This is a genomic window from Erythrobacter donghaensis (assembly GCF_002155425.1).
GTDB lineage: Bacteria > Pseudomonadota > Alphaproteobacteria > Sphingomonadales > Sphingomonadaceae > Erythrobacter > Erythrobacter donghaensis.
On the sequence record NZ_MUYG01000011.1, the window covers coordinates 426,359 to 445,655 of the forward strand.

The 19,297-nt window shown below is 65.3% G+C and carries 17 protein-coding genes and 1 other annotated feature; of the genes, 11 read left to right on the forward strand and 6 right to left on the reverse strand.

The window, feature by feature from the left end; translation table 11 throughout:
• Positions 1-65 precede the first annotated feature (65 nt).
• Complete coding sequence (locus tag BZF59_RS13610; RefSeq protein WP_086608785.1) at positions 66-1,778, reverse strand: ABC transporter permease; 1,713 nt, start codon at positions 1,776-1,778, stop codon at positions 66-68.
• Here BZF59_RS13610 and BZF59_RS13615 point away from each other — a divergent pair.
• The 4 genes from BZF59_RS13615 (at position 1,778) to BZF59_RS13630 (ending at position 5,324) form a co-directional block, all read left to right on the forward strand.
• Positions 1,778-2,797, forward strand: a complete 1,020-nt coding sequence (locus BZF59_RS13615; protein WP_245806160.1) for an ABC transporter ATP-binding protein — start codon at positions 1,778-1,780, stop codon at positions 2,795-2,797. The two genes, BZF59_RS13610 and BZF59_RS13615, sit on opposite strands and share 1 nt — an antisense overlap.
• A gap of 68 nt (positions 2,798-2,865) precedes the next feature.
• Positions 2,866-3,915: a Fe(3+) ABC transporter substrate-binding protein gene (locus BZF59_RS13620; protein WP_086608787.1), complete on the forward strand. Its 1,050-nt coding sequence runs from the start codon at positions 2,866-2,868 to the stop codon at positions 3,913-3,915.
• A gap of 144 nt (positions 3,916-4,059) precedes the next feature.
• Positions 4,060-4,875 (forward strand): ferredoxin--NADP reductase, encoded by an 816-nt coding sequence (locus tag BZF59_RS13625; RefSeq protein ID WP_086608788.1) that lies wholly within the window; start codon positions 4,060-4,062, stop codon positions 4,873-4,875.
• A gap of 80 nt (positions 4,876-4,955) precedes the next feature.
• Positions 4,956-5,324, forward strand: a complete 369-nt coding sequence (locus BZF59_RS13630; RefSeq protein WP_086608789.1) for a hypothetical protein — start codon at positions 4,956-4,958, stop codon at positions 5,322-5,324.
• A gap of 267 nt (positions 5,325-5,591) precedes the next feature.
• Here BZF59_RS13630 and BZF59_RS13635 read toward each other — a convergent pair whose 3' ends face one another.
• On the reverse strand, positions 5,592-6,065 hold the full coding sequence (locus tag BZF59_RS13635; protein ID WP_086608790.1) for a hypothetical protein: 474 nt from the start codon (positions 6,063-6,065) through the stop codon (positions 5,592-5,594).
• A gap of 154 nt (positions 6,066-6,219) precedes the next feature.
• On the opposite strand from BZF59_RS13635, the gene BZF59_RS13640 reads away from it, so the two are divergent.
• From BZF59_RS13640 to BZF59_RS13655, 4 genes are all read left to right on the forward strand, one after another.
• A complete protein-coding gene (locus tag BZF59_RS13640; RefSeq protein ID WP_086608791.1) occupies positions 6,220-7,362 on the forward strand; it encodes an acyl-CoA dehydrogenase family protein in 1,143 nt (380 codons plus the stop codon).
• A gap of 75 nt (positions 7,363-7,437) precedes the next feature.
• Positions 7,438-8,367 carry a retropepsin-like aspartic protease gene (locus BZF59_RS13645; protein ID WP_158094328.1) on the forward strand — a complete coding sequence of 310 codons (930 nt, stop codon included), beginning with the start codon at positions 7,438-7,440 and terminating at the stop codon, positions 8,365-8,367.
• On the forward strand, positions 8,364-9,104 hold the full coding sequence (locus BZF59_RS13650) for an SDR family NAD(P)-dependent oxidoreductase (RefSeq protein WP_086608793.1): 741 nt from the start codon (positions 8,364-8,366) through the stop codon (positions 9,102-9,104). Before BZF59_RS13645 ends, BZF59_RS13650 begins: the two co-directional genes overlap by 4 nt.
• A gap of 95 nt (positions 9,105-9,199) precedes the next feature.
• Positions 9,200-9,874 carry a response regulator transcription factor gene (locus BZF59_RS13655; RefSeq protein WP_086608794.1) on the forward strand — a complete coding sequence of 225 codons (675 nt, stop codon included), beginning with the start codon at positions 9,200-9,202 and terminating at the stop codon, positions 9,872-9,874.
• Positions 9,875-10,108: 234 nt separating this feature from the next.
• On the opposite strand, the gene BZF59_RS13660 is transcribed toward BZF59_RS13655, so the two are convergent.
• From BZF59_RS13660 to BZF59_RS13675, 4 genes are all read right to left on the reverse strand, one after another.
• Positions 10,109-11,593 carry a SulP family inorganic anion transporter gene (locus BZF59_RS13660; protein WP_086609219.1) on the reverse strand — a complete coding sequence of 495 codons (1,485 nt, stop codon included), beginning with the start codon at positions 11,591-11,593 and terminating at the stop codon, positions 10,109-10,111.
• A gap of 37 nt (positions 11,594-11,630) precedes the next feature.
• Positions 11,631-11,685, reverse strand: a sequence feature (sul1 is cis-regulatory element that is thought to sense ions involved in sulfur or methionine metabolism; They are found in Alphaproteobacteria).
• Positions 11,686-11,802: 117 nt separating this feature from the next.
• Positions 11,803-12,750, reverse strand: a complete 948-nt coding sequence (locus BZF59_RS13665) for a fatty acid desaturase (RefSeq protein WP_086608795.1) — start codon at positions 12,748-12,750, stop codon at positions 11,803-11,805.
• A gap of 235 nt (positions 12,751-12,985) precedes the next feature.
• On the reverse strand, positions 12,986-15,694 hold the full coding sequence (locus tag BZF59_RS13670) for a TonB-dependent receptor domain-containing protein (RefSeq protein WP_086608796.1): 2,709 nt from the start codon (positions 15,692-15,694) through the stop codon (positions 12,986-12,988).
• 98 nt (positions 15,695-15,792) lie between these two features.
• A complete protein-coding gene (locus BZF59_RS13675) occupies positions 15,793-17,331 on the reverse strand; it encodes a hypothetical protein (protein ID WP_245806161.1) in 1,539 nt (512 codons plus the stop codon).
• Between the two features lie 346 nt (positions 17,332-17,677).
• Between BZF59_RS13675 and BZF59_RS13680 the strand changes: the two genes are divergently transcribed.
• From BZF59_RS13680 to BZF59_RS13690, 3 genes are all read left to right on the forward strand, one after another.
• Complete coding sequence (locus BZF59_RS13680; RefSeq protein ID WP_158094329.1) at positions 17,678-18,091, forward strand: tetratricopeptide repeat protein; 414 nt, start codon at positions 17,678-17,680, stop codon at positions 18,089-18,091.
• 209 nt (positions 18,092-18,300) lie between these two features.
• A complete protein-coding gene (locus BZF59_RS13685) occupies positions 18,301-18,948 on the forward strand; it encodes a lytic transglycosylase domain-containing protein (RefSeq protein ID WP_245806162.1) in 648 nt (215 codons plus the stop codon).
• Positions 18,949-18,985: 37 nt separating this feature from the next.
• On the forward strand, positions 18,986-19,297 hold the full coding sequence (locus BZF59_RS13690; protein WP_086608798.1) for a TrbC/VirB2 family type IV secretion system protein: 312 nt from the start codon (positions 18,986-18,988) through the stop codon (positions 19,295-19,297).

A 19,297-nucleotide genomic window follows, 5' to 3' on the forward strand; every position in this document is an offset into this window, starting at 1 on the left:
AGCGTCTTGTGAACGGTTCAATCGCTTCGGACAAGCCGTGTGACAGGCTGACTGGACAGTTTCTTTCAGCGCTTCCCAATCCGGTTCAGCACCAGCACCGGGAGCAGGCCCGCCGCGAGCAGGATCAGCGCCGGGATCGCCGCTTCGACCAGCCGTTCGTCGCTGGCGAGGCGGTAGGTGCGGGTTGCCAGCGTTTCGAGGTTGAAGGGGCGTAGGATCAGCGTCGCGGGAAGCTCGCGCAGGGTATCGATGAAGACCAGCGCGGCGGCGCCCGCCAGACTGGGTGCGAGCAACGGAGCATAGATCCGCGCCAGCACCCGCGAGGGCCCCGCGCCGAGACTGCGCGCTGCGGCATCGAGGCCGGGGGGAATCCGCGCAAGGCCACCGCTGACCGCATTGTAGGCGACCGTCAGGAACCGCACCGACAGCGCATAGACCAGCACCGCGCTCGTCCCCGTCAGCAGCAGCCCGCCGCTCCATCCCAGGCTATCACGCGCAAAGCGGGTCATGGTCACGTCGAAGGCGCCGAGCGGCGCCAGCAGGCCTGCCGCCAGCAGTGCGCCGGGCAGGGCATAGCCGAGCGTCGCCAGCCGGATCGCGCTGGCCGTGACGCGCGAGGCCGAGCGCGCGCGGGCGAAGGCGAGCAGCAGCGCGGCGGCAAGGCACAGGCTCGCCGTCGCCACGCCCAGCCACAGGCTCCCGCGCAGATAGGTCCCCAGCTCGCCCGCAGCGGCCTGCGCCGTCGGGGTCAGGGCAAGGCTGACGAGGTAGCCTGCCGGGAGCACAAAGCCGAGCAGCACCGGCACGCCGCATGCGAGACACGCCAGCGCCTTGCCCGTCGGCGAAAGCTGCACCAGCGGCTCTTCGTAGGCGCGGCCCGCCAGCCCATCGCGGCTGTCGCTGCGCCCGCGCCGGGATTGCGCCTCCCACGCCACCAGCGCGATCACGAAGATCAGCATTACCGCCGAAAGCTTGAGCGCCGCCGGTTTGTCGCCCATCGCCAGCCAGCTGCGGAAGATGCCGGTGGAGAAGGTGGGAATAGCGAAATATTCGGCCACGCCAAAGTCGGCCAGCACCTCCATCAGCACCAGCGCGAGGCCCCCGGCGATGGCCGGGCGTGCGGCGGGCAGGGCGACCTGCCAGAAGGCGCGGGAGGGCGCTGCGCCAAGGCTGCGCGCGGCGCGAAACTGGGTCAGGCTCTGGGTCGCAAAGGCCGTCCGCGCGAGCAGATAGACATAGGGAAACAGCACCAGCCCCAGCACCATCGCGCCCCCGCCAAGCGAGCGGATGTCGGGGAACCAGTAATCGTCCACCCCCCATCCGGTCGCGCTGCGCAAGCCGCTCTGCACCGGGCCGGCAAAATCGAGTATGTCGGCATAGATATAGGCCGAGAGATAGGCGGGCAGCGCCAGCGGCAGCACCAGCGCCCAGCTGAGGATGCGCCGTCCGGGGAAGCGGGTCGCGGCGATCAGCCAGGCGCAGCCGGTGCCCGTCACCGCCGCGATTGCGCCGGTCAGCAGCATCAGCAGCATGGTGTTGGCGATGTAGGTCGGCAGCACCGTCGCCGCGAGCGCGCCGATCGTCTCGCCCCCGCCTGCCAGCGCGGCCCAGCCGATGGCGACAAGCGGCAGGCCCGCCAGCGCCGCGAGCGCCAGCGCGGCAAGCGTCCAGCCCGCGCCCTCGCGGCCCGCGCGCGATGCCGTCCGCGCGGCTTCGCTTGCAGGAGCGCCCGCAAATTGCCTAAGGCGGCTCACCTTCAACCCTTCGGACAGCGCCATTGAGCCTCGAATTTCGTCATATTGCCCACGCTTACGGTGCGGTGCGGGCGCTCGAGGATATCAGCCTCACCGCGCCCGCGGGAGAGATCACCTGTCTGCTTGGCGCGTCGGGTTGCGGGAAGTCAACACTGCTCGGCCTCGCGGCGGGGCTGCTGAGGGTGCAGCAGGGCAGCATCGCGCTGGGCGATGAGCTGCTGGCGGAGCCCGGTTACAACCCCCCGCCCGAGGCGCGGCCGGTGGGGCTGGTGTTCCAGGACGGCGCGCTGTTTCCGCACATGACGCTGGCCGCCAATGTCGCCTTCGGCCTACCGCGCGCGCGGCGCGGCGAGGCCGAGGCATGGCTCGCCAAGGTCGGGCTGGCGGGGATGGGCGCGCGCTATCCGCACGAGCTTTCCGGCGGGCAGCAACAGCGCGCCGCGCTTGCCCGGGCAATGGCGCCCGAGCCGCGCGTGCTGTTGATGGACGAACCCTTCGCCAGCGTCGATATCGTGCTGCGCCGGAGCTTGCGCCGCGATTGCCGCATCCTGCTGCGCGAGGCCGGATCGACCGTCATCCTCGTCACGCACGACCCGGCCGAGGCGCTCGACATTGCCGACCGGATTGCGGTGATGGAGGCAGGGCGCATCGTCCAGTTCGGCACACCGCCCGAACTCCACGGCTCGCCCGCTACCGCAGCGGTGGGCGCGATCTTCTCGGGCGCGCAGGTCATTGCGGGCACCCGCGCCGAGGAGGGGCTGGATACGCCCTTCGGCCTGTGGCCGCTCGCCAGCCTCGCAGGCGACTTGCCCGATACCCCCGCGCTCGATCTGCTGGTGCAGGCCGACCGGCTGGTGCCCGTCGCCGATGTGCGCGGCGGCCGGGTGCGCGATGTGCACCCGCTGGGCGCGCGGGCGCGGGTGCTGATCGACGGAGCCGATGGCGCGACGATCACGGTCGAAACCGCTCTCGCCGTCGATCCGGCACGCACCTACAGCGTCATGCCAGACCCCGAGAGCGTGCGGGCTTTCCTGCGCGTTTAGCGCTTGCGCAGACGACAATAATATTGCAAGTCATTCGCAAGAAACCTTGCGAAAGCCTCCCTCCTGTCATGAAACATCTCGTGTTTGCCGCCGTCGCCGTCGCGTCCCTTGCCATGCTCTCCGCCTGTGCGGACCAGAGCGCGGATGCGCCCCGCCGCGATTGCGCGGCGCCTGCGGGCGACGTCAACATCTACTCCTCGCGCCACTATGACACCGATCTGGCGCTCTACGAGGATTTCACCTGCGACACCGGGATCAAGGTCAACCGGATCGAGGCCGATGCCGACGCACTGCTCGAACGGATCGAGGCCGAGGGCGAGTTCAGCCCGGCCGACCTCTTCATCACCGTCGATGCCGGTCGCCTTTGGCGCGCCGAGGAGGCGGGAATCCTCGCCCCGGTCGAATCGCAGGTGCTGGCGGCGCGAATCCCGCCAGAGCTGCGCGATCCGCGCAGCCGCTGGTTCGCGCTGACCACGCGGGCGCGGATCATCATCTACAACAAGGCCAAGGGCAAGCCTGCGGGGCTGGCGACCTATGCCGATCTCGCCAAGCCCGAATTCCGGGGGCGCATCTGCATGAGGTCGTCTTCCAGCGTCTACAACATCGCGCTGCTCGCCAGCATCATCGCGCATGATGGCGAGGCGGCGGCGAACGCCTGGGCGAAGGGCGTCGTCGCCAATTTCGCGCGCCCGCCGCAGGGCAACGACATGTCGAACATCGAGGCCGTGGCCGCGGGCGAGTGCGACATCTCGCTGGTCAACACCTATTACCTCGCCCGCTTCGACACGCCCGAAAAGCGCAAGGTGCTGGATGCGGTGGGGATCATCTTCCCCAATCAGGCGACCACTGGCACCCACGTCAACATGAGCGGCGCGGGCGTGGTCAAGACCGCGCCCAATCGCGCCAATGCGGTGAAGTTCCTCGAATACCTCACCTCCGAAAGCGCGCAGCAATATCTCGCCAACGGCAACAACGAATATCCGGCGGTGAAAGGCATCGCGCCCACTTCGGCGGTGCAGGCGCTCGGCACCTTCAAGGCCGATCCGCTCCCTGCCGCCAAGATCGGCGAGAACGAGGCGAAGGCGAGCCAGATCTACAACGCCGCCGGCTGGAACTGATGGCGCGCCGGATCGGGCGCCGATCAAGGCCCGCTTTCACGTCCTATCGCTAATCTGTCTTGAAGGGCGCGCAGGACTCGTCCATTTGCGCCCCCGTTCCTGCCGCCCGTCCCGGGCAGCGCACACCTGTATCCGAGGCCCGCTTTGAACCAGCCCATCATCGACCGCGACGAGTTCACCGAAAGCGCGGCGCTCTCTGTCGAGACCATCACCGATGTGCACCACTGGTGCGAGGGGCTATTCAGCCTCAAGATGACGCGCCCCGCGAGCTTCCGCTTCCGCTCGGGAGAGTTTGTGATGATCGGTCTGCCGGGCGACAACGGCAAGCCGCTGCTGCGCGCCTATTCGGTCGCTTCGCCCTCCTATGCCGAGGAGCTGGAGTTCCTGTCGATCAAGGTGCAGGACGGCCCGCTGACCTCGCGGCTTCAGCACATCCTGCCGGGCGATCCGATCTATCTCGGCAAGAAGCCTACCGGCACGCTGGTGACCGACGCGCTGCTGCCGGGCAAGCGGCTGTTCATGCTCTCGACCGGCACCGGCCTTGCGCCCTTCATGAGCCTCGTGCGCGATCCCGAGGTCTACCAGATGTTCGAGGAAGTGATCGTCGTCCACTCGGTGCGCAACGTGAACGAGCTGGCCTATCGCGAGCTGCTCGAATCTAAGCTCGAAGGCGACCCGCTGCTCGAGGACGAAGACCGCGCCAAGATGATCTACGTCCCCACCGTCACCCGCGAACCCTTCCGCACGCAGGGCCGCATTCAGGCACTGATCGACGATGGCCGGTTGTTCGAACAGTCCAAGGGCCCGCAGCGCTTCGTGCCCGAGGAAGATCGCGTGATGCTGTGCGGCTCGATGGCGATGATCAAGGACCACGCGGCTGACCTCGAAAAGCGCGGCTTCGAGGAAGGCGCGAACAACAAGCCTGGCCAGTTCGTGATAGAGCGCGCCTTCGTGGGGTAAGCGCCGCAGCGGAGCATTCCGCAGCGTTCACAGGCAGTTCAGCAACGGATTGGCAGCCTCTCCGAAACAGGGAGACTGCCATGCTTTACCGTCTTGCCGCCGCCGCCGCCATGCTCGCCGCCGCGCTCGCGCCAACTGCCGCGACCGCTCAGGCCGAGCAAACCTCGACGCTGCCCAATTACAACCTCGTCCAGCTGTCGGTTGCTGCCAACGCGGTTTCGGCGGACGAATTCCAGGCGCGGACGATGGCGATCAGCTCGTGCGGCGAAGCGGTGAAGCTCGGCAAGGCGATGGACGCCAAGGTGGAGCGCAAGCGCTTCGTGCACGACACAGAACTACCCCCGCAGCTTCGCCCGGTGCTCAAGAGCCTGCCGAACGGCATGGCCACTCCGGTGCTGAGCGAGGATGGCGAGACGCTGCACGTGCTGGTGGTTTGCAGTCGGGCCTGATGTGACGCCCTGCAGCCCGTTTGTGATCGAACGCGCGTTTGTGGGGTAAGGCTCTAGCCCACTCGTCTCCGCGGACTTGATCCGGGGCCCCGCTGCCTTTTGCGCTCTTGATCGAAGAAGAAGCGGGATCCCGGGTCAAGCCCGGGAAGACGGAGGTGGCAATCGACCGCCCCCCTCAACTCCCCCGTCACCCAGCGAAAGCTGGGGCCTAGTGCCTCACGGGGCAGCGCTTGCCGCCCTAGGTCCCAGCTTCCGCTGGAATGAGGATTAGCGCGAGTTGATTGGCGTATCGTAGGTAGCGGGTGCTGGCGGCGGTTCTTCGAGCCAATCATAAGCGCGTTCGGATACGACGAGCCTTGCGCTTTCGTAACTGGCGACCTCGAATATGAAGTCACTGCCATGAAGTTGGTCGGGGTTTCCCGGTCTGAACACACCCTCGACGTTCATTCTCACTGCATATGGCTTCTCGGATGTGCTCATATCCCGCGATCTCAAAAATATCGGGGCGCTGTAAATCTGCTGAATGTCGGCCCGAACGCCGAGACCCTTGGTGCCGCAGTCAGTTGCCGGAGAGATGAATGCGCCGTCCCGATAGACAACGAGGGCCTCGAACTTCATAGGTTCGCCAAGATGCTTCCCGGGGCTTTCGAACGCATCGCATACTGGCGAGCGTACGGGGCCATCTGTGCAGCCGAGCAAGCTAAGCCCGAGCGCGAAGATCAGGAGATGCTCGATTTGCATGGAACTGCAGTCCTAATCGCCGGTCACGTTCAGCGCAAGCTAGCGACAGGACGGCGGGTCGTGTGTTCGACACCCCCACTTTCGCGCTTGACCGACGCCCGCCTGCACTGTTCACTCATGGCAAATCAAAACCCATTTGCCGGAGAGAACCCTCATGCTCGCGACCTCCTATCGCACCGCCTATAACGAAGACCACGAGGCCTTCCGCGACACGGTCCGCAAGGTCTTCGCCGAAGCGCTGACGCCGCATATGGACGAGCATGAGGCCAAAGGCATCGTGCCGCGCGACGTGTGGAAAAAGATGGGCGATGCGGGCATGCTGTGCATGACGGTGAAGGAGGAAAACGGCGGCCTCGGGCTCGATTTCGGCTTCAACTGCGTGCTCACCGAGGAGCTGTCCTACCTCGGCTCGTCCGCCGGCTTCACGCTGCAGAACGACATCACCGCCAACTACTTCGAACGCCTCGGCACCCCCGAACAGCGCGCCAAGTATCTCCCGGGCATGGTCAGCGGCGACGTCATCACCGCGATCGCCATGACCGAACCGGGCGCGGGGAGCGACCTTCAGGGCATCCGCACCACGGCGAAGAAGGACGGCAACCACCTCGTCATCAACGGGTCGAAGACCTACATCACCAACGGCCAGAACGCCGATTGCGTGATCGTGGTCGCCAAGACCGATCCCGAGAAGGGCGCGAAGGGCATTTCGCTGGTGCTGGTCGACGCCGAGACCCCCGGCTTCGAGCGTGGACGCAATCTCGACAAGATCGGCCAGCACGCCGCCGATACCTCGGAACTGTTCTTCAACGATTGCCGCGTGCCGATGACCAATATCCTCGGCGGCGAGGGCATGGGCTTCGTGCATCTGATGGAAGAGCTGCCGCAGGAACGCCTCGGCATCGCGGTCGGCGCGCAGGCGGCGGCGCAGCGAGCGTTTGACGAAGCGGTCAAGTTCACCAAGGACCGCAAGGCGTTTGGCAAGACCGTGTTCGAATTCCAGAACACCAAGTTCACGCTCGCCGACCTCAAGGCCAAGTTGCAAGTGGGCTGGGCGCACCTCGATTGGGCGATCCGCAAGCACTTGGCAGGCGAACTCACCACCGACGAGGCGAGCGCCGCCAAGCTGTGGCACACCGACCTGCAATGGGAATGCTGCGACACCGCGCTGCAACTCCACGGCGGAGCGGGCTATATGAACGAATACGCCATCGCCCGCCTGTGGCGCGATGCGCGCGTGACCCGCATTTTCGGGGGCACCAACGAGATCATGAAGGAAGTGATCTCGCGGTCGATCTGAGCCATAAGGTCGCTCATCTGCCGACCAATCGCCAGCCATGAAACAGGGGTCGCAGCTATGTTTCGAAAATGCATTTTGATCTTCATTCCCGCAGCCTTGGGATCTGCTGTGGCGGGCGCCGTTGCACAGGACAATATCGAAGGCAGCGCAAGCCTCACCGAGCCAAAAGCATGGGAGCGCCCAGTCACCATCGCATTCGAGCGTTCTGAAGGTGCAATAAACTTCCACCCGCTTTTCAATGCCAGCCTGCCGCTGTTTCGCGCGAACGTTGGCGGAGAAGAGGTGTGCGCGACGGTCGATACGGGTGCTTCACACACCGTGATCAGTATCGAATTGGCGGCGCGCTTGCGGCTCGACAAGCTCCTTTTCTTGAACGGGGTGGAGACACCGTCTGTCGACATTTCAGGCTATCTCACATCGCCGGTTGAAGTCGAAGTTCCCTCGCAATTTCGTTATACAGGATCATTGATAGCAACGCCTTGGCCTGAATTGATCTGTGAACCGGGGCTAAAGCTTGAGCTGATTCTCGGCATGACGGCATTCAAGTCGATGACGGTTTTCGTAGACCATCCCAAGAAGCGCATCGCGTTTCTGCCGAGCGGACGCCTCAAGCCTATTGAAAAACCGCATATTAAGATTCCTTGGATCGACAACAGGATCGCCGGAATGCTGGAAGGGCAGACCGTCAGCATGATGCTGGACACGGGCGTGAACGAGCCGATGTTGGTGAAGGATGGTGCTTGGGACACTTATTTTGCCGGCAAGGCCGTTGTGGCAGCCGAACCGATCCGCACTGCTGGCGGGGTCATTACCGAAACGGTCAAGATCGAAGATGCCAACCTTGCCATCGAGCGTGCAACGATCACGGCGCGCGCTCTGCGGTATCCCGACACGGATTGGGCGACGCCGGTAGTTCTGGGCTACGCGTTCTTTACGCAGTACCCGTTCATCTTCGACGCCACAGGACAAGCGATTTATATGCTCCCCAATGATACCGACAAATGACCGACCCCCTCGACTTCACCGGCCGCCGCGTTCTCGTCATCGGAGGATCGTCGGGGATCGGGAATGGCATTGCCCACGGCTTCCGCCAGCGCGGCGCGGATGTGACCGTCACGGGCACGCGGCCCGATGCGGGGGACTATCTCGAGGCCGAGGACTCTGATTTCACAGGGCTCGACTACCGCCAGCTCGACCTGACCGACAGGCTCGCGGCCGACCGGCTGGCGGGGTTGGTCGCGCCCTTCGATGTCATTGTCCAGTCGCAGGGCGCGGTGCGGTACAAGCGGGCCGAATTCACTCGCGAGGGGTGGGATTCGGTGGTCGACGTCAACCTCAATTCGGTGATGGACGTCGCCCGCGCCTTCCACGCCGGGTTGGCCGAGACGCGAGGGGTGATGATCATCGTCTCCAGCGTCGCCGCGTTCAAATCGACCATCGGCACGCCCGCCTATGCTGCCTCCAAGGCGGGCGCGGCGAGCCTTACCAAGACGCTGGGCGAGGCCTGGGCGCGCGACGGTATCCGCGTCAACGGCATCGCGCCGGGGCTGGTGCCGACCAAGCTTACCAGCGTCACCACCGACCATCCCGAACGCCTGGAAGCCAGCCTCAGGGCGATCCCCCTGCGCCGCATGGGCACGCCCGAGGACATGGCGGGCGCGGCGCTGTTCCTCGCCTCGCCGCTCGCCGCGTACATCATCGGACAGACGCTGGTGGTGGATGGCGGACTGACGCTGTCCTGAGGCCCTCGCAAGGATTGCGACTCCCGCCTGTAATCCCGTCATAAACGCGTCACACACCTGCGCCACTCCCCCTTGGCAATCGGGGCAAGCAGCGCATGGATGTCGTCAATATCTTCCTGACCGGCGAACTGGGCGAGAGCCTTGATGATTTCGTGCACGATCAGCGCCGCTTCACCTTTGACAGGCTGGGCGCGGAAGGCCCGCGGCGGCTGGTCGAGGGGCCGATGTGGGCCTTTGTCGACTGGGTGATGCCCGACCTCGCAGGCCTCGAAATGTGCCGCCGCTTGCGCGCCGATCCGCGCACCGCTGACGCTCATGTTACCATGGTGCTGGAAGAGGACGACGCTGAGGATCGCCGCCGGGCGCTGAGGGCCGGGGCCGACGATTACGTGATCGGGCCGCTCACCCGCACCGCCGTGCTCGACCGCGTGCTGGCGCTGCAATCGCGCGGGCTGGAGCGTCACGCGACCCAGCGGTTTGAAATGGGCGCGCTCACCATCGACATGGCAGCGTTGCAGGCGCGCTGGGCGGGCGAGCCGATCACTTTGCGCCCCAACGAATTCCGGCTGCTGCGTTTCCTCGCCGAAAACCCCAACCGCGTGCTGACCCGCGAGGACCTGATCAACGGCCTCGGCAAGCGCGAACCGCCGATCGACGAGCGCACGGTGGACGTGTGGATCGGCCGGTTGCGCCGCGCGATCAAGGCCGCAGGCGGCGGCAACCCGCTGCGCACCGTCCGCTCGCTGGGCTATGTCTTCGATCTGGGGTGAGGGGGCGGCCTGAAGGCGCCCTTAAGCGTTACAAAGCGGACACCGTGTCCGCTTATGTGCCTGCCGAGTTTCCCTGATTTTTCAGACAGCAAGACTGGCATTCATCAAGCGGACGGACAGGGGGGGAGGGGGCTTGTTCGACCCCGGCGGTCCCGCGACCACCCTGACAGCGATGGGAAAGAGCAAGCCCTGACGATAGCGGCGGGAAGACGCGTAGGAAATGTCGGCAAGGGCCTAGTGAGGGCTCACCCCCAGCTCGAACCCGGTCTTGTCGTGCAGCGCGAACTTGTCGACGATGTCGGCGCTGGCGCGGTTGTAGCCCACCACCTCCACATTGCGCCCGTCGCGCCGCAATCTGGCGACGATCTTGTCGAGCGCCGCAACGCCCGAGATGTCCCAGAAATGCGCCCCCGTCATGTCGATGGCGACATTGGGCGCGGTTTCCGGCACGTCCATCGCGGCCACGAACCGCTCGACCGAAGCGAAGAAGATCTGGCCTCTGACCCGGTAATGCGCGGTCTGCCCGTCCTCCGACAGCGTCCGCTCCACCCCGAACATCCGCTGCACCTTGCCGGCAAAGAAGATGCCCGACAACAGCACGCCCGCCAGCACGCCCAGCGAAAGGTCATGCGTGCCCACCACCACCGCGACCGTGGTCAGCATGACGACCGACGAAGGCCACGGATGGCGCCGCAGGTTGGGGATCGAATTCCAGCTGAAGGTGCTGATCGACACCATGATCATGATCGCCACCAACGCGGGCATCGGCACCTGTCCCACGTAGGGGCCAAGCACGGCGAGCAGAAACATCAGGAACGCGCCTGCGGTGAAGGTCGAAAGTCGCCCGCGCCCGCCCGAGGTGACGTTGATCACCGATTGCCCGATCATCGCGCAGCCGCCCATGCCGCCGACCAGCGCAGCGGCGATATTGGCGGTGCCTTGCCCGGCGCATTCGCGGCGCTTGTCGCTGCCCGTTTCGGTCATGTCGTCGACGATCTGTGCGGTCAGCAGCGATTCGAGCAGGCCGACCGCGGCCATCGCCGCCGAGTAGGGCGCGATGATCCGCAGCGTTTCCCAGGTCAGCGGCACATCGGGCCAGACCAGACTGGGCAGACCTTCGGGCAGATTGCCCATGTCGGCGACGGTGTTGACCGGCGCACCTGTTCCAACCGCAAGGATGGTCAGCACGATGATCGCCACCAGCGGCGGTGGGACCGCCGTGGTCAGACGCGGCAGCAGGTAGATGATCGCCAGCCCGCCTGCGACCATCGCATAGGCCTGCCACGTCACGCCTGTCAGCTGCGGCAGCTGCGCCATGAAGATCAGGATGGCGAGCGCATTGACGAAGCCGGTGATGACCGAGCGTGATACGAACTGCATCACCAGATTGAGCCGCAGCAAGCCCGCTGCGATCTGCATGATCCCCATCAGGATCGTCGCGGCAAACAGGTATCCGACGCCATGATCGCGCACCAGCGGCACCACCAGCACCGCCACCGCGGCGGTCGCGGCCGAGATCATGCCGGGACGACCGCCCGTGAAGGAAATCACGATCGCGATGGCGACCGAGGCATAAAGCCCGACGCGCGGATCGACTCCGGCGATGATCGAAAAGCCGATCGCCTCGGGGATCAGCGCAAGGGCAACAACGATCCCCGCGAGAATGTCAGCCCGAGGGTTCGAGAGCCAATCGCGGCGAAGCGTGGCGGCAAATGTCATGATGAAGTCCAGATCGGTCATCGGCAGGATGCTGCCGGATTGTCCCGGGGATAGGCGCCGGGCCGAGCCACCCGCGAATGCGCGGGTCCGTCGATGCGGGCGCTATGGGCACAGGCGCGCAGAAACACAAGCCTCAGGCGCGGTGGCAGAAACCCGCCTGTCTGCCGGTTTTTGCTCCGTAAGGGTCAAAGCCGCGTGTCGGCCTCGGATTATCGCCCGGCGGCTTCCCGGAAGGTGACCAGCCTGCGCGCGTCCTCGTCCCACAGGGCAAGCATCAGGGGGCGCAAGGTCTGGGGCACGGTGAAACGGTTGATCTGTCGCAGCTCGGGAAAGGCGCGCAGCACCTCCGGCAGGCGGTAGAAGGGGATCCGGCTCATCAGATGGTGAACGTGGTGGATGCCGATATTGCCGGTGAACCAGCGCAGCGGCTGCGCGAGGTCGAGATGGGAGCTTCCGCGAAACGCCGCTTCGTGAAACGACCAGTCCGGGCGCTTGTCCCAATGGGCATTTTCGAACTGGTGCTGGATGTAGAACAGCCACACCCCCGTCGAGGCGGCGATCAGCAAGGTCGGGATCACGACCAGCGTCGTCGTGACGAGGCCGAACAGGTAAATCAGGCCGCCCAGCACGACAGCCGTTGCGACATTGGTGGCAAGCGCGCTGACCCAGTATTTCGATCCGGCCCGCATCAGGCCGATTGGCAGCCGGTGGCGGAGGAGAAACAGGTAGGCAGGGCCGATGCCGAGCAGCACGATCGGATGGCGATAGGCGCGGTAGAACAGCCGCTTCATCGGGCTGAGTTCGCGGAACTCCTTGACGGTCAAGGTATCGACATCGCCAAATCCGCGCGCGTCCAGATTGCCGGTATTGGCATGATGCAGGGTGTGCGAGCGGCTCCAGCAATCATAGGGCGTGAAGGTCAGCACCCCGAGCACGCGACCGGTCCAGTCATTGCCCGTCCGCTTGCGGAAAAAGGCACCGTGCCCGCAATCATGCTGGATGATGAAGGTCCGCAGCAAGAGCAGGCCCGCCACAGGGGTGAGGATGAGCGCCGCAGCATAGCCCCGGTCGACCGCGACAAGCATCACCACGATAACGGCGACGAAGGGAACCAGCGTCGTCGCCAGCTCCCAGATGCTTCTTCCTGCGTGCGGCATGGAGAATTGTTTCAGCGCTGCGATCAGCTTGCGCGGCTCCAGCTCGGTTGAAGCTGGCGTAATATTTTGATGTAGCAATGATTTTCTTTTCGGAACGATAGATTGGCAAACAGAGTGGCAGCATAAGCGGCCATGCGCAACTCGATAAGGCACGCTCAGGGCGGACAACCCCCCGCCAGACAAAAAAGGCCGCCCCCGTGAAGGAGCGGCCCTTTTGCGTGTATGGCGCTGTGTCTTAAAATTCCGCCTTCACCCCGATCGAGAAGCTGGTGCCGACGTCGAAGGTGTTGATCTCCGCGCGGTTGGCGCCGAGCTGCTGGAACTCGAAATTGTCGCGGCCGAAGATGTTGCGCACCTCGAAGCTCAGCTCCAGCGGCAGGCCGCCCAGCTTCACTTCCGAGCGCCCGACCAGATCGACCGTCAGGCCCGGGTCTTCCACCACGTCCGGCAGCGCCCCGCCGCGCAGGGTCACGCGCTCGCTGGCGTAGTTGAACAGCACGGTGAGCTGCTGCACCTTGTCGAGATCCTCGATTCCCAGCGACAGGTTGGCGACGTGATCCGACTGGCCCACCAGCGGCGCGCCATCGTCGAACAGCTGGCTCGCCAGCTGGCCGGTCGCGCCCGGGATGGGGGCGAGGTCCGCCGCGCCGACCGAAATCGACGACTGGGTGTAGGTGTAGTTGGCGATCACCAGGAACTGCTTGGTCTCGAAGAACCCACCCCAATTGGCGAGGTCGATCCCGTAAGCGAGATCGAGCTCGGCCCCGTAAAGCTCGGCTGAGGGTGCGTTGGCGTAGCTCGTTTCGATGATGCCCGGCGCGGTGATCAGGAAGTTTTCGATCGGGTTGTCGATCTTCTTGTAGAAGCCCGCGAGGCTGACCTTGCTCGGCCCGCCAAGGTAATATTCGGCGCGCGCTTCGACGTTGATCAGCTCGCTGTCCTGCAGGAAGGGGTTGCCGCGGAAACGGCGGTTCGATTCCGGATCGAAATAGGTCTGCTCCACCAGCTCGCGGAACTGCGGGCGGGCGATGGTCTGCGATGCGGCGAGGCGCAGTTGCAGATCGTCGATCACCTCCCAGGTGATGGTCGCCGAGGGCAGGAAGTAGTCGTTGGCGATCCGGGTCGGGTTGGCAAGGTTGGTGCCGCCGAAGGTCGGATCGGGCGCGGCCAGCTGCAGCGCGTCCTCGTAGCGCACGCCCGCTTCGAGGCTGAGCCGGTCGGTCGGGCGATAGCGCGCAAGGCCATAGCCCGCGTGGATCGTCAGCGCTGCGTCGAACACCGGGAAGGGCGTCGGGTCGGAGACGGTCACGTTGAACAGCCCGTTGCCCTGCGCATCGGTTGCCAGCACCGCGCCGTTGATGATGTCGCCCGGACGCCGCAGGCCCAGCGCACGCAGCGCGGTGGTGAGCTCGGCGGAAGAGCCGACGAGCGGGCGGATGATGAAGCTGATCGAGCGGCGGGTGGTGTCCGAATAGGCATAGCCCGCGGTCAGCGAGAGATTGTCGGTGACATCGAAGCTGACGTCCGCCCCGCCATACCACAGCTCTTCGCGAAGGTCTTCGAAGCCGACCTGAATCCGCTCGGTCCCGCCCACCAGCGCGCCGACATCGACCACGAACTTGTCGCCGAACGGGTCGCCGGGGATGTTGGTGCGGATATAGGGGACGATCGCGTTGTAGGGCGCCTCGCGATCGGTGCGGGCATAGCCGCCGCGCAGGTCGATATCGAACCTGTCGAAATCGAATTCGGCGACGATCTGCGAATCCATCAGCTGGCGTTCGAACCAGCCGGTCTGCTGGGTCTGGAAATCGAAGGGCCGCGCGACATCGGTGAAGCTGTCGGTGCCCTGCGCCAGCCGCGCGGTCTTGAGGGTGTCGCGGATGTAGAGGTTGGTCCAGCGGATCGTGTGTTCGCCGATGTCGAGCCCGAAGGCCAGCATCCCGTTCACCAGCACCTTGTTGTCGGTGATGAAGTTCTGCGAATCGAACAGGATCTGCCCGGCTTCCGCGTCGCCGAACTGCTGGCTGGTGACATTGCGGTTGCGCCAGGTGTTGGTGATCCCGGCGGTGGCGATGATGCCGAGGTAATTGCCGTCACCCACCTCGAACGAGGCCCCGCCGGTGAGGTTGGCGGAGAAGTTCATCGGCAGAACGTCGTTCTTCTGCAAGGTCACGAGGTTCAGCGGCATGATCTGCCCGGCCAGCTGGCGCTGCACATCGGCTGGCGCATCGTTGATGCGGGTGCCGCTGCCGATCAGGCCTTGCAGCGCGCTGGGGAAGTCGCGGTTGCCATTGTCGAAGCCGAAGGTGTCATAGCGGCTGCCGAAATAGGTCAGGCCGTTCTGGAAGGTCGTTTCGGTATCGCCGCTGCCGCCGACGCTGAGCGTGAGGAAATCCTCCGACGGGATCGCCTTGGTGGTGAGGTTGATCACCCCGCCGCCGAATTCGCCCGGGAAGTTGGCCGAATAGGTCTTCTGCACCAGCGACGAGGCAATCACGCTGGTGGGGAAGATGTCGAGCGGGACGACGCGGCTGAGCGGTTCGGGGCTGGGCAGCGGCAGGCCGTTGAGCAGCGCGAGCGAATAGCGATCGCCCAGACCACGCACGAAGACGCGGCCATTGCCGACCAGCGACAGGCCCGACACGCGCGACAATGCGCCCGCGATGTCGCCTTCGCCGGTGCGGGCGATGTCGGCTTCCGACAAGACGCTCAGCACCTGGCCCGAAGACCGCGCCGGATCGCGGCTGCGACGGCCGGTTACGATGATCCCGCCGCCGGGGACGGAGATGTCGGTCTCCTGCAAGTCTTCCGCCGGGAGTTCGTCCTCCGCCGTCTCGCTGATGGCCTCATCCTCCTGCGGCGCCTCTTGCGCGTTGAGGACAGACGGCAAGGTCAGCGACGTGGTGAGAAGCAGCAGGCCTGCCAGGCGCGTGCCGGTCGACATAGTGAGGACCCCCTCGGGAATAAATCAGTCTGGATGCGAAAATGGGGGAGGCGCTGCAATGAAGCGGCGTCTCCCCCGTTGGTCGAAAAGATCGCCGCTTAGACCGGGTAGACCGGCAGCGAGATGCAGGCCCCGGTGCTGCTGCCGAAGTTCTGGATCGACGAATTGCAGGTCCAGTTGCCGAACGTGGTGGTCAGCGCCGCCGCGTTCTGGACCGCGCCGATATAGGTGCGGGTCGGGAAGAACATTGAGCGGCCATTGGCGTTGAAGGCGGTGCGCCCGGTCTCGCCCGTGCCGTTGACCACATTATTGGTCAGCGTGATGGCGAAGGCGAAGTTGTTGTTGGTGCCTGCGTTGATCGCCGCCGCCACATCGGCGTTGGAGTTGCCGCCGCCGCCGCGGATCGGATCGACCGCCGGGCAATCGCCGACCACCGAGTCCACCCCGATCAGCGCCGCCAGCGTGGTGGGCTCGTCGATCTGGAAGCAATGGCTGTTGCCGGAATTGATCACGCCGTTGGTGAGGCCAAGCGCCGCGCCGCCGCGGGCCTGAATCACCTGCGGCGAACCATCGCGCTGCACGAAGGTGAAGTTGTTCACCTGCAGGCGGGTCTGGGGGATCGCATTCGAAGGCGTGCGGTCGGCGACGTTGGGCGAATCGAGTTCGATCAGACGGTCGCCGGTGGTCGAACGCTGCACCGCGATCATGGTGTCGACATTGACGATCGCGCCGGTGTCGACATCGAGCGAATCGTCCGATGCGCCGATGATCGCCATGTTGCGGACGTTGAACCCGCCGCCGAAGAATTCGACGCCGTCATCCGAGCTGTTGAACGAGACGAGGTTTTCGATCGTGGTGCCCGAACCCGCGCCGCCGGTGGTCAGCGACTGGAGTTCGTTGTTGGGCGCCAGTTCGAAGCCCGAGAAGCGGATCTGGTTGAAGCGGAACGAGCCCGAGCTGTCGGCGGCATTAGCACCGCCGAACGGGGTGGCGATCGCCGCGCCTTCGAGGCGGCCTTCGCAGGTCGGGTTGGCGTTCGGCGCGGCGGAGGTGTTAAACACCCCGCTCGAGCAATCCGACACCGGCGCGCGGCCGAGCAGCACGACGCCGCCCCACTGCTGCTGGCTGTTGTCGTTGGCCACGCCGACGATGTTGTCGCGGCTGGTCCAGATGATCGGGCGATCGGCGGTGCCGTTCGACTGGATCGCGTTGCCGCGGTTGACGACCAGGTAGGAGTCCTGCTGCGCGAAGAAGATCACGCCCGGCTCGACCGTCAGCGTGACAGTGGTGCCGGTGCTGGAAAAGCCGCGATCCGCGCCGACTTCGACGCGGCCGTTGATCTGGTAAACGAGGCCGCGGACATAGGGCAGGGTGTCGCTGGCGGTGAAGCGCGCCGGCAGTTCGCACACACGGTAGGTGCCGGTCGGGCCGGACAGCGTCTGGCGATCAATCAACCCGCCCGCGGTGGCGATGGTGGGGCAGCCGCCTGCCGGGGTCACGAGCGCCTGCGTGGGCGTCGGGGTCGGGGTCGGGGTCGGCGAGGGCGGCGGGTTGTTGATGATGATGTCGCCGCCGGTGCCCGGCGAAACGATTTCATCCGCGCCGCAGCCCGCGAGGGCAACCAGGCTGCATCCCATGATCAAGGTGCGTTGAAGATTTTTCACGAGCGATGGTCCCCTATTGGTCCGAGAATCGATTGAGGCGCGAAAGCGTTGCGCTGAAGGGTCGCTAGGGGGGCGTCGTGTCAGAATTCTTGCATCATGACAGTGATGTTGCAGTTCGGTCATTATGACCGAAGAAAGACAAATATGACAAAATCGAACGGCACCGGATTGGACGTTCCGCGTCGCAGTGTAACAAAAGAATGCCTATGAAACAGCGATCTAGCGTTCTAGATTGCAGATAAATGACAATGTTACGGTTTTGTTGCATCGTCCTTCGAGGTGAGTCATCATGCTCCACGAACTTGGAGGAGAGTTACCGATGTCCTTTGCCGCTCTCGCACTTGCGCTTGTCGCTGCGACCCCCCTGCCGGGCGCGCCCGCTGTCGTGCCGCCTGCCATGCTTGCCGAAGCGAGCGAGCTTGCAGTGCAGCCGCTGGTGGCCGGTCGTTCCCATCAGGCGCTGACCATGCTCGAACGTGCCAGCGCTGCCGATCCGCAGGACCCGGCGCTGCTGATCAATCTCGGCATTGCCTATGCTCAGGCCGGTGAAGACGCCAAGGCGCGCGCCGCCTTCGAAACCGCGGCAGCTTGCGACGAGGTGGTCGAGCTCGACACCGCCGATGGCCAGACCACCGATTCGCGGCGGCTGGCGCGCAAGGCGCTCAAGATGCTGGCGCGCGGCGAGTTTCGCCCTGCTCCGGCCCGCGCCGGGCAGCTGACGCTGCGCGATTGACGCAAGCCGGGGCGATCGCCCCCATTCGATAACCGCGGCCCGCGGGTCGCACCCGAGCCTCGCGAACGGGCGGGCGGCACCAGGCGGTGCTCCCGCCCGTTCTGCCGAATCCCGCAGGCGCGGCGGCTGCGCGAGAGGGCACTTTCGCAAGGCTGTCACCCGCTTGTCATTTAGGATAGACAAAGGGGGACATTCTGGAGGGCCGAGACATGATTCTCGCCGCGGGTTGCCGCGTCATGATTGTTGCTGCTGCATTCTCGCTGGCGGTCGAGGCGCATGCCGATGTGCTCGAGCTGGGGGCCGATGGCGCGCGCTGGGTGACTGGGCCGCTGGCCGGGCAATCGCCCGTCGTCGATCCCGCCGCCGCAGCAACCGCGCCCGCACCGCTCGCCGACATCGACAGCGGCGGGGTGCTGCCTGAAGATGCGGTCGCCTATCCGGCCCGTGCCGCCGCCGCTGTGCCGGTGCGCTATCAGGCCAAGATTGCCGAACTGTCGGCGCGCTACGATCTTTCGCCCAGCCTGCTGGAAGCGCTGGTGTGGCAGGAGAGTCGCTGGCGCGAGAGCGCGGTGTCGCCGGTCGGCGCGCAGGGGCTGGCACAGTTGATGCCCGGCACGGCGCGCTATCTCGGGGTCGATTCGCGCGATCCCTTCCAGAACCTCGAGGGCGGGGCGCGTTACCTGCGCGAACAGCTCGACCGTTTCGGCGGCGATCTGGAAAAGGCGCTCGCGGCCTATAACGCCGGCCCCGGACGGGTCGAGCGGGCGGGGGGTATCCCCAGAATCCGCGAGACTCAGCAATATGTTGCCGCCATCATGGAGCGGCTCGCCAACCATTCGCGCGTGGCCGGACAATGATCCGCCGCGCGCTGCACAAGAAAGTCTGATCGAAGCAATGATGTCGCAGTTCCGCCTTCCCGCCCGCATCGCCGCCGCGCTTGCGCTGGTCTCCGCCCACTCCGCTGCCTTTGCGCAAAGCGCCGATCCGGCGGGCTCGGGCCCGATCAACAATGCGCTTTTGTGGCTGCAGGGCACCTTGCTGGGCACCGTGGCGACCACGATCGCCGTCATGGCGGTCGCCGCGATCGGCTTCATGATGCTGACCGGCCGGATGAACTGGCGCTTCGGGGCGACCGTGATCGTCGGCGTGTTCATCCTGTTCGGTGCGACCACCATCGTCGCCGGCATCCAGTCGGCAGCGGGCTAA

Coding starts and splice junctions, on each gene's coding strand:
- BZF59_RS13635 (WP_086608790.1), bottom strand. CDS start 6,065: ATGCAAATCGAGCATCTCCTGATCTTCGCGCTCGGGCTTAGCTTGCTC.
- BZF59_RS13660 (WP_086609219.1), bottom strand. CDS start 11,593: ATGACATTTGCCGCCACGCTTCGCCGCGATTGGCTCTCGAACCCTCGG.
- BZF59_RS13670 (WP_086608796.1), bottom strand. CDS start 15,694: ATGTCGACCGGCACGCGCCTGGCAGGCCTGCTGCTTCTCACCACGTCG.
- BZF59_RS13640 (WP_086608791.1), top strand. CDS start 6,220: ATGCTCGCGACCTCCTATCGCACCGCCTATAACGAAGACCACGAGGCC.
- BZF59_RS13650 (WP_086608793.1), top strand. CDS start 8,364: ATGACCGACCCCCTCGACTTCACCGGCCGCCGCGTTCTCGTCATCGGA.
- BZF59_RS13620 (WP_086608787.1), top strand. CDS start 2,866: ATGAAACATCTCGTGTTTGCCGCCGTCGCCGTCGCGTCCCTTGCCATG.
- BZF59_RS13665 (WP_086608795.1), bottom strand. CDS start 12,750: ATGCCGCACGCAGGAAGAAGCATCTGGGAGCTGGCGACGACGCTGGTT.
- BZF59_RS13685 (WP_245806162.1), top strand. CDS start 18,301: ATGATTCTCGCCGCGGGTTGCCGCGTCATGATTGTTGCTGCTGCATTC.
- BZF59_RS13610 (WP_086608785.1), bottom strand. CDS start 1,778: ATGGCGCTGTCCGAAGGGTTGAAGGTGAGCCGCCTTAGGCAATTTGCG.
- BZF59_RS13675 (WP_245806161.1), bottom strand. CDS start 17,331: ATGGGATGCAGCCTGGTTGCCCTCGCGGGCTGCGGCGCGGATGAAATC.
- BZF59_RS13680 (WP_158094329.1), top strand. CDS start 17,678: ATGTCCTTTGCCGCTCTCGCACTTGCGCTTGTCGCTGCGACCCCCCTG.
- BZF59_RS13655 (WP_086608794.1), top strand. CDS start 9,200: ATGGATGTCGTCAATATCTTCCTGACCGGCGAACTGGGCGAGAGCCTT.
- BZF59_RS13630 (WP_086608789.1), top strand. CDS start 4,956: ATGCTTTACCGTCTTGCCGCCGCCGCCGCCATGCTCGCCGCCGCGCTC.
- BZF59_RS13690 (WP_086608798.1), top strand. CDS start 18,986: ATGATGTCGCAGTTCCGCCTTCCCGCCCGCATCGCCGCCGCGCTTGCG.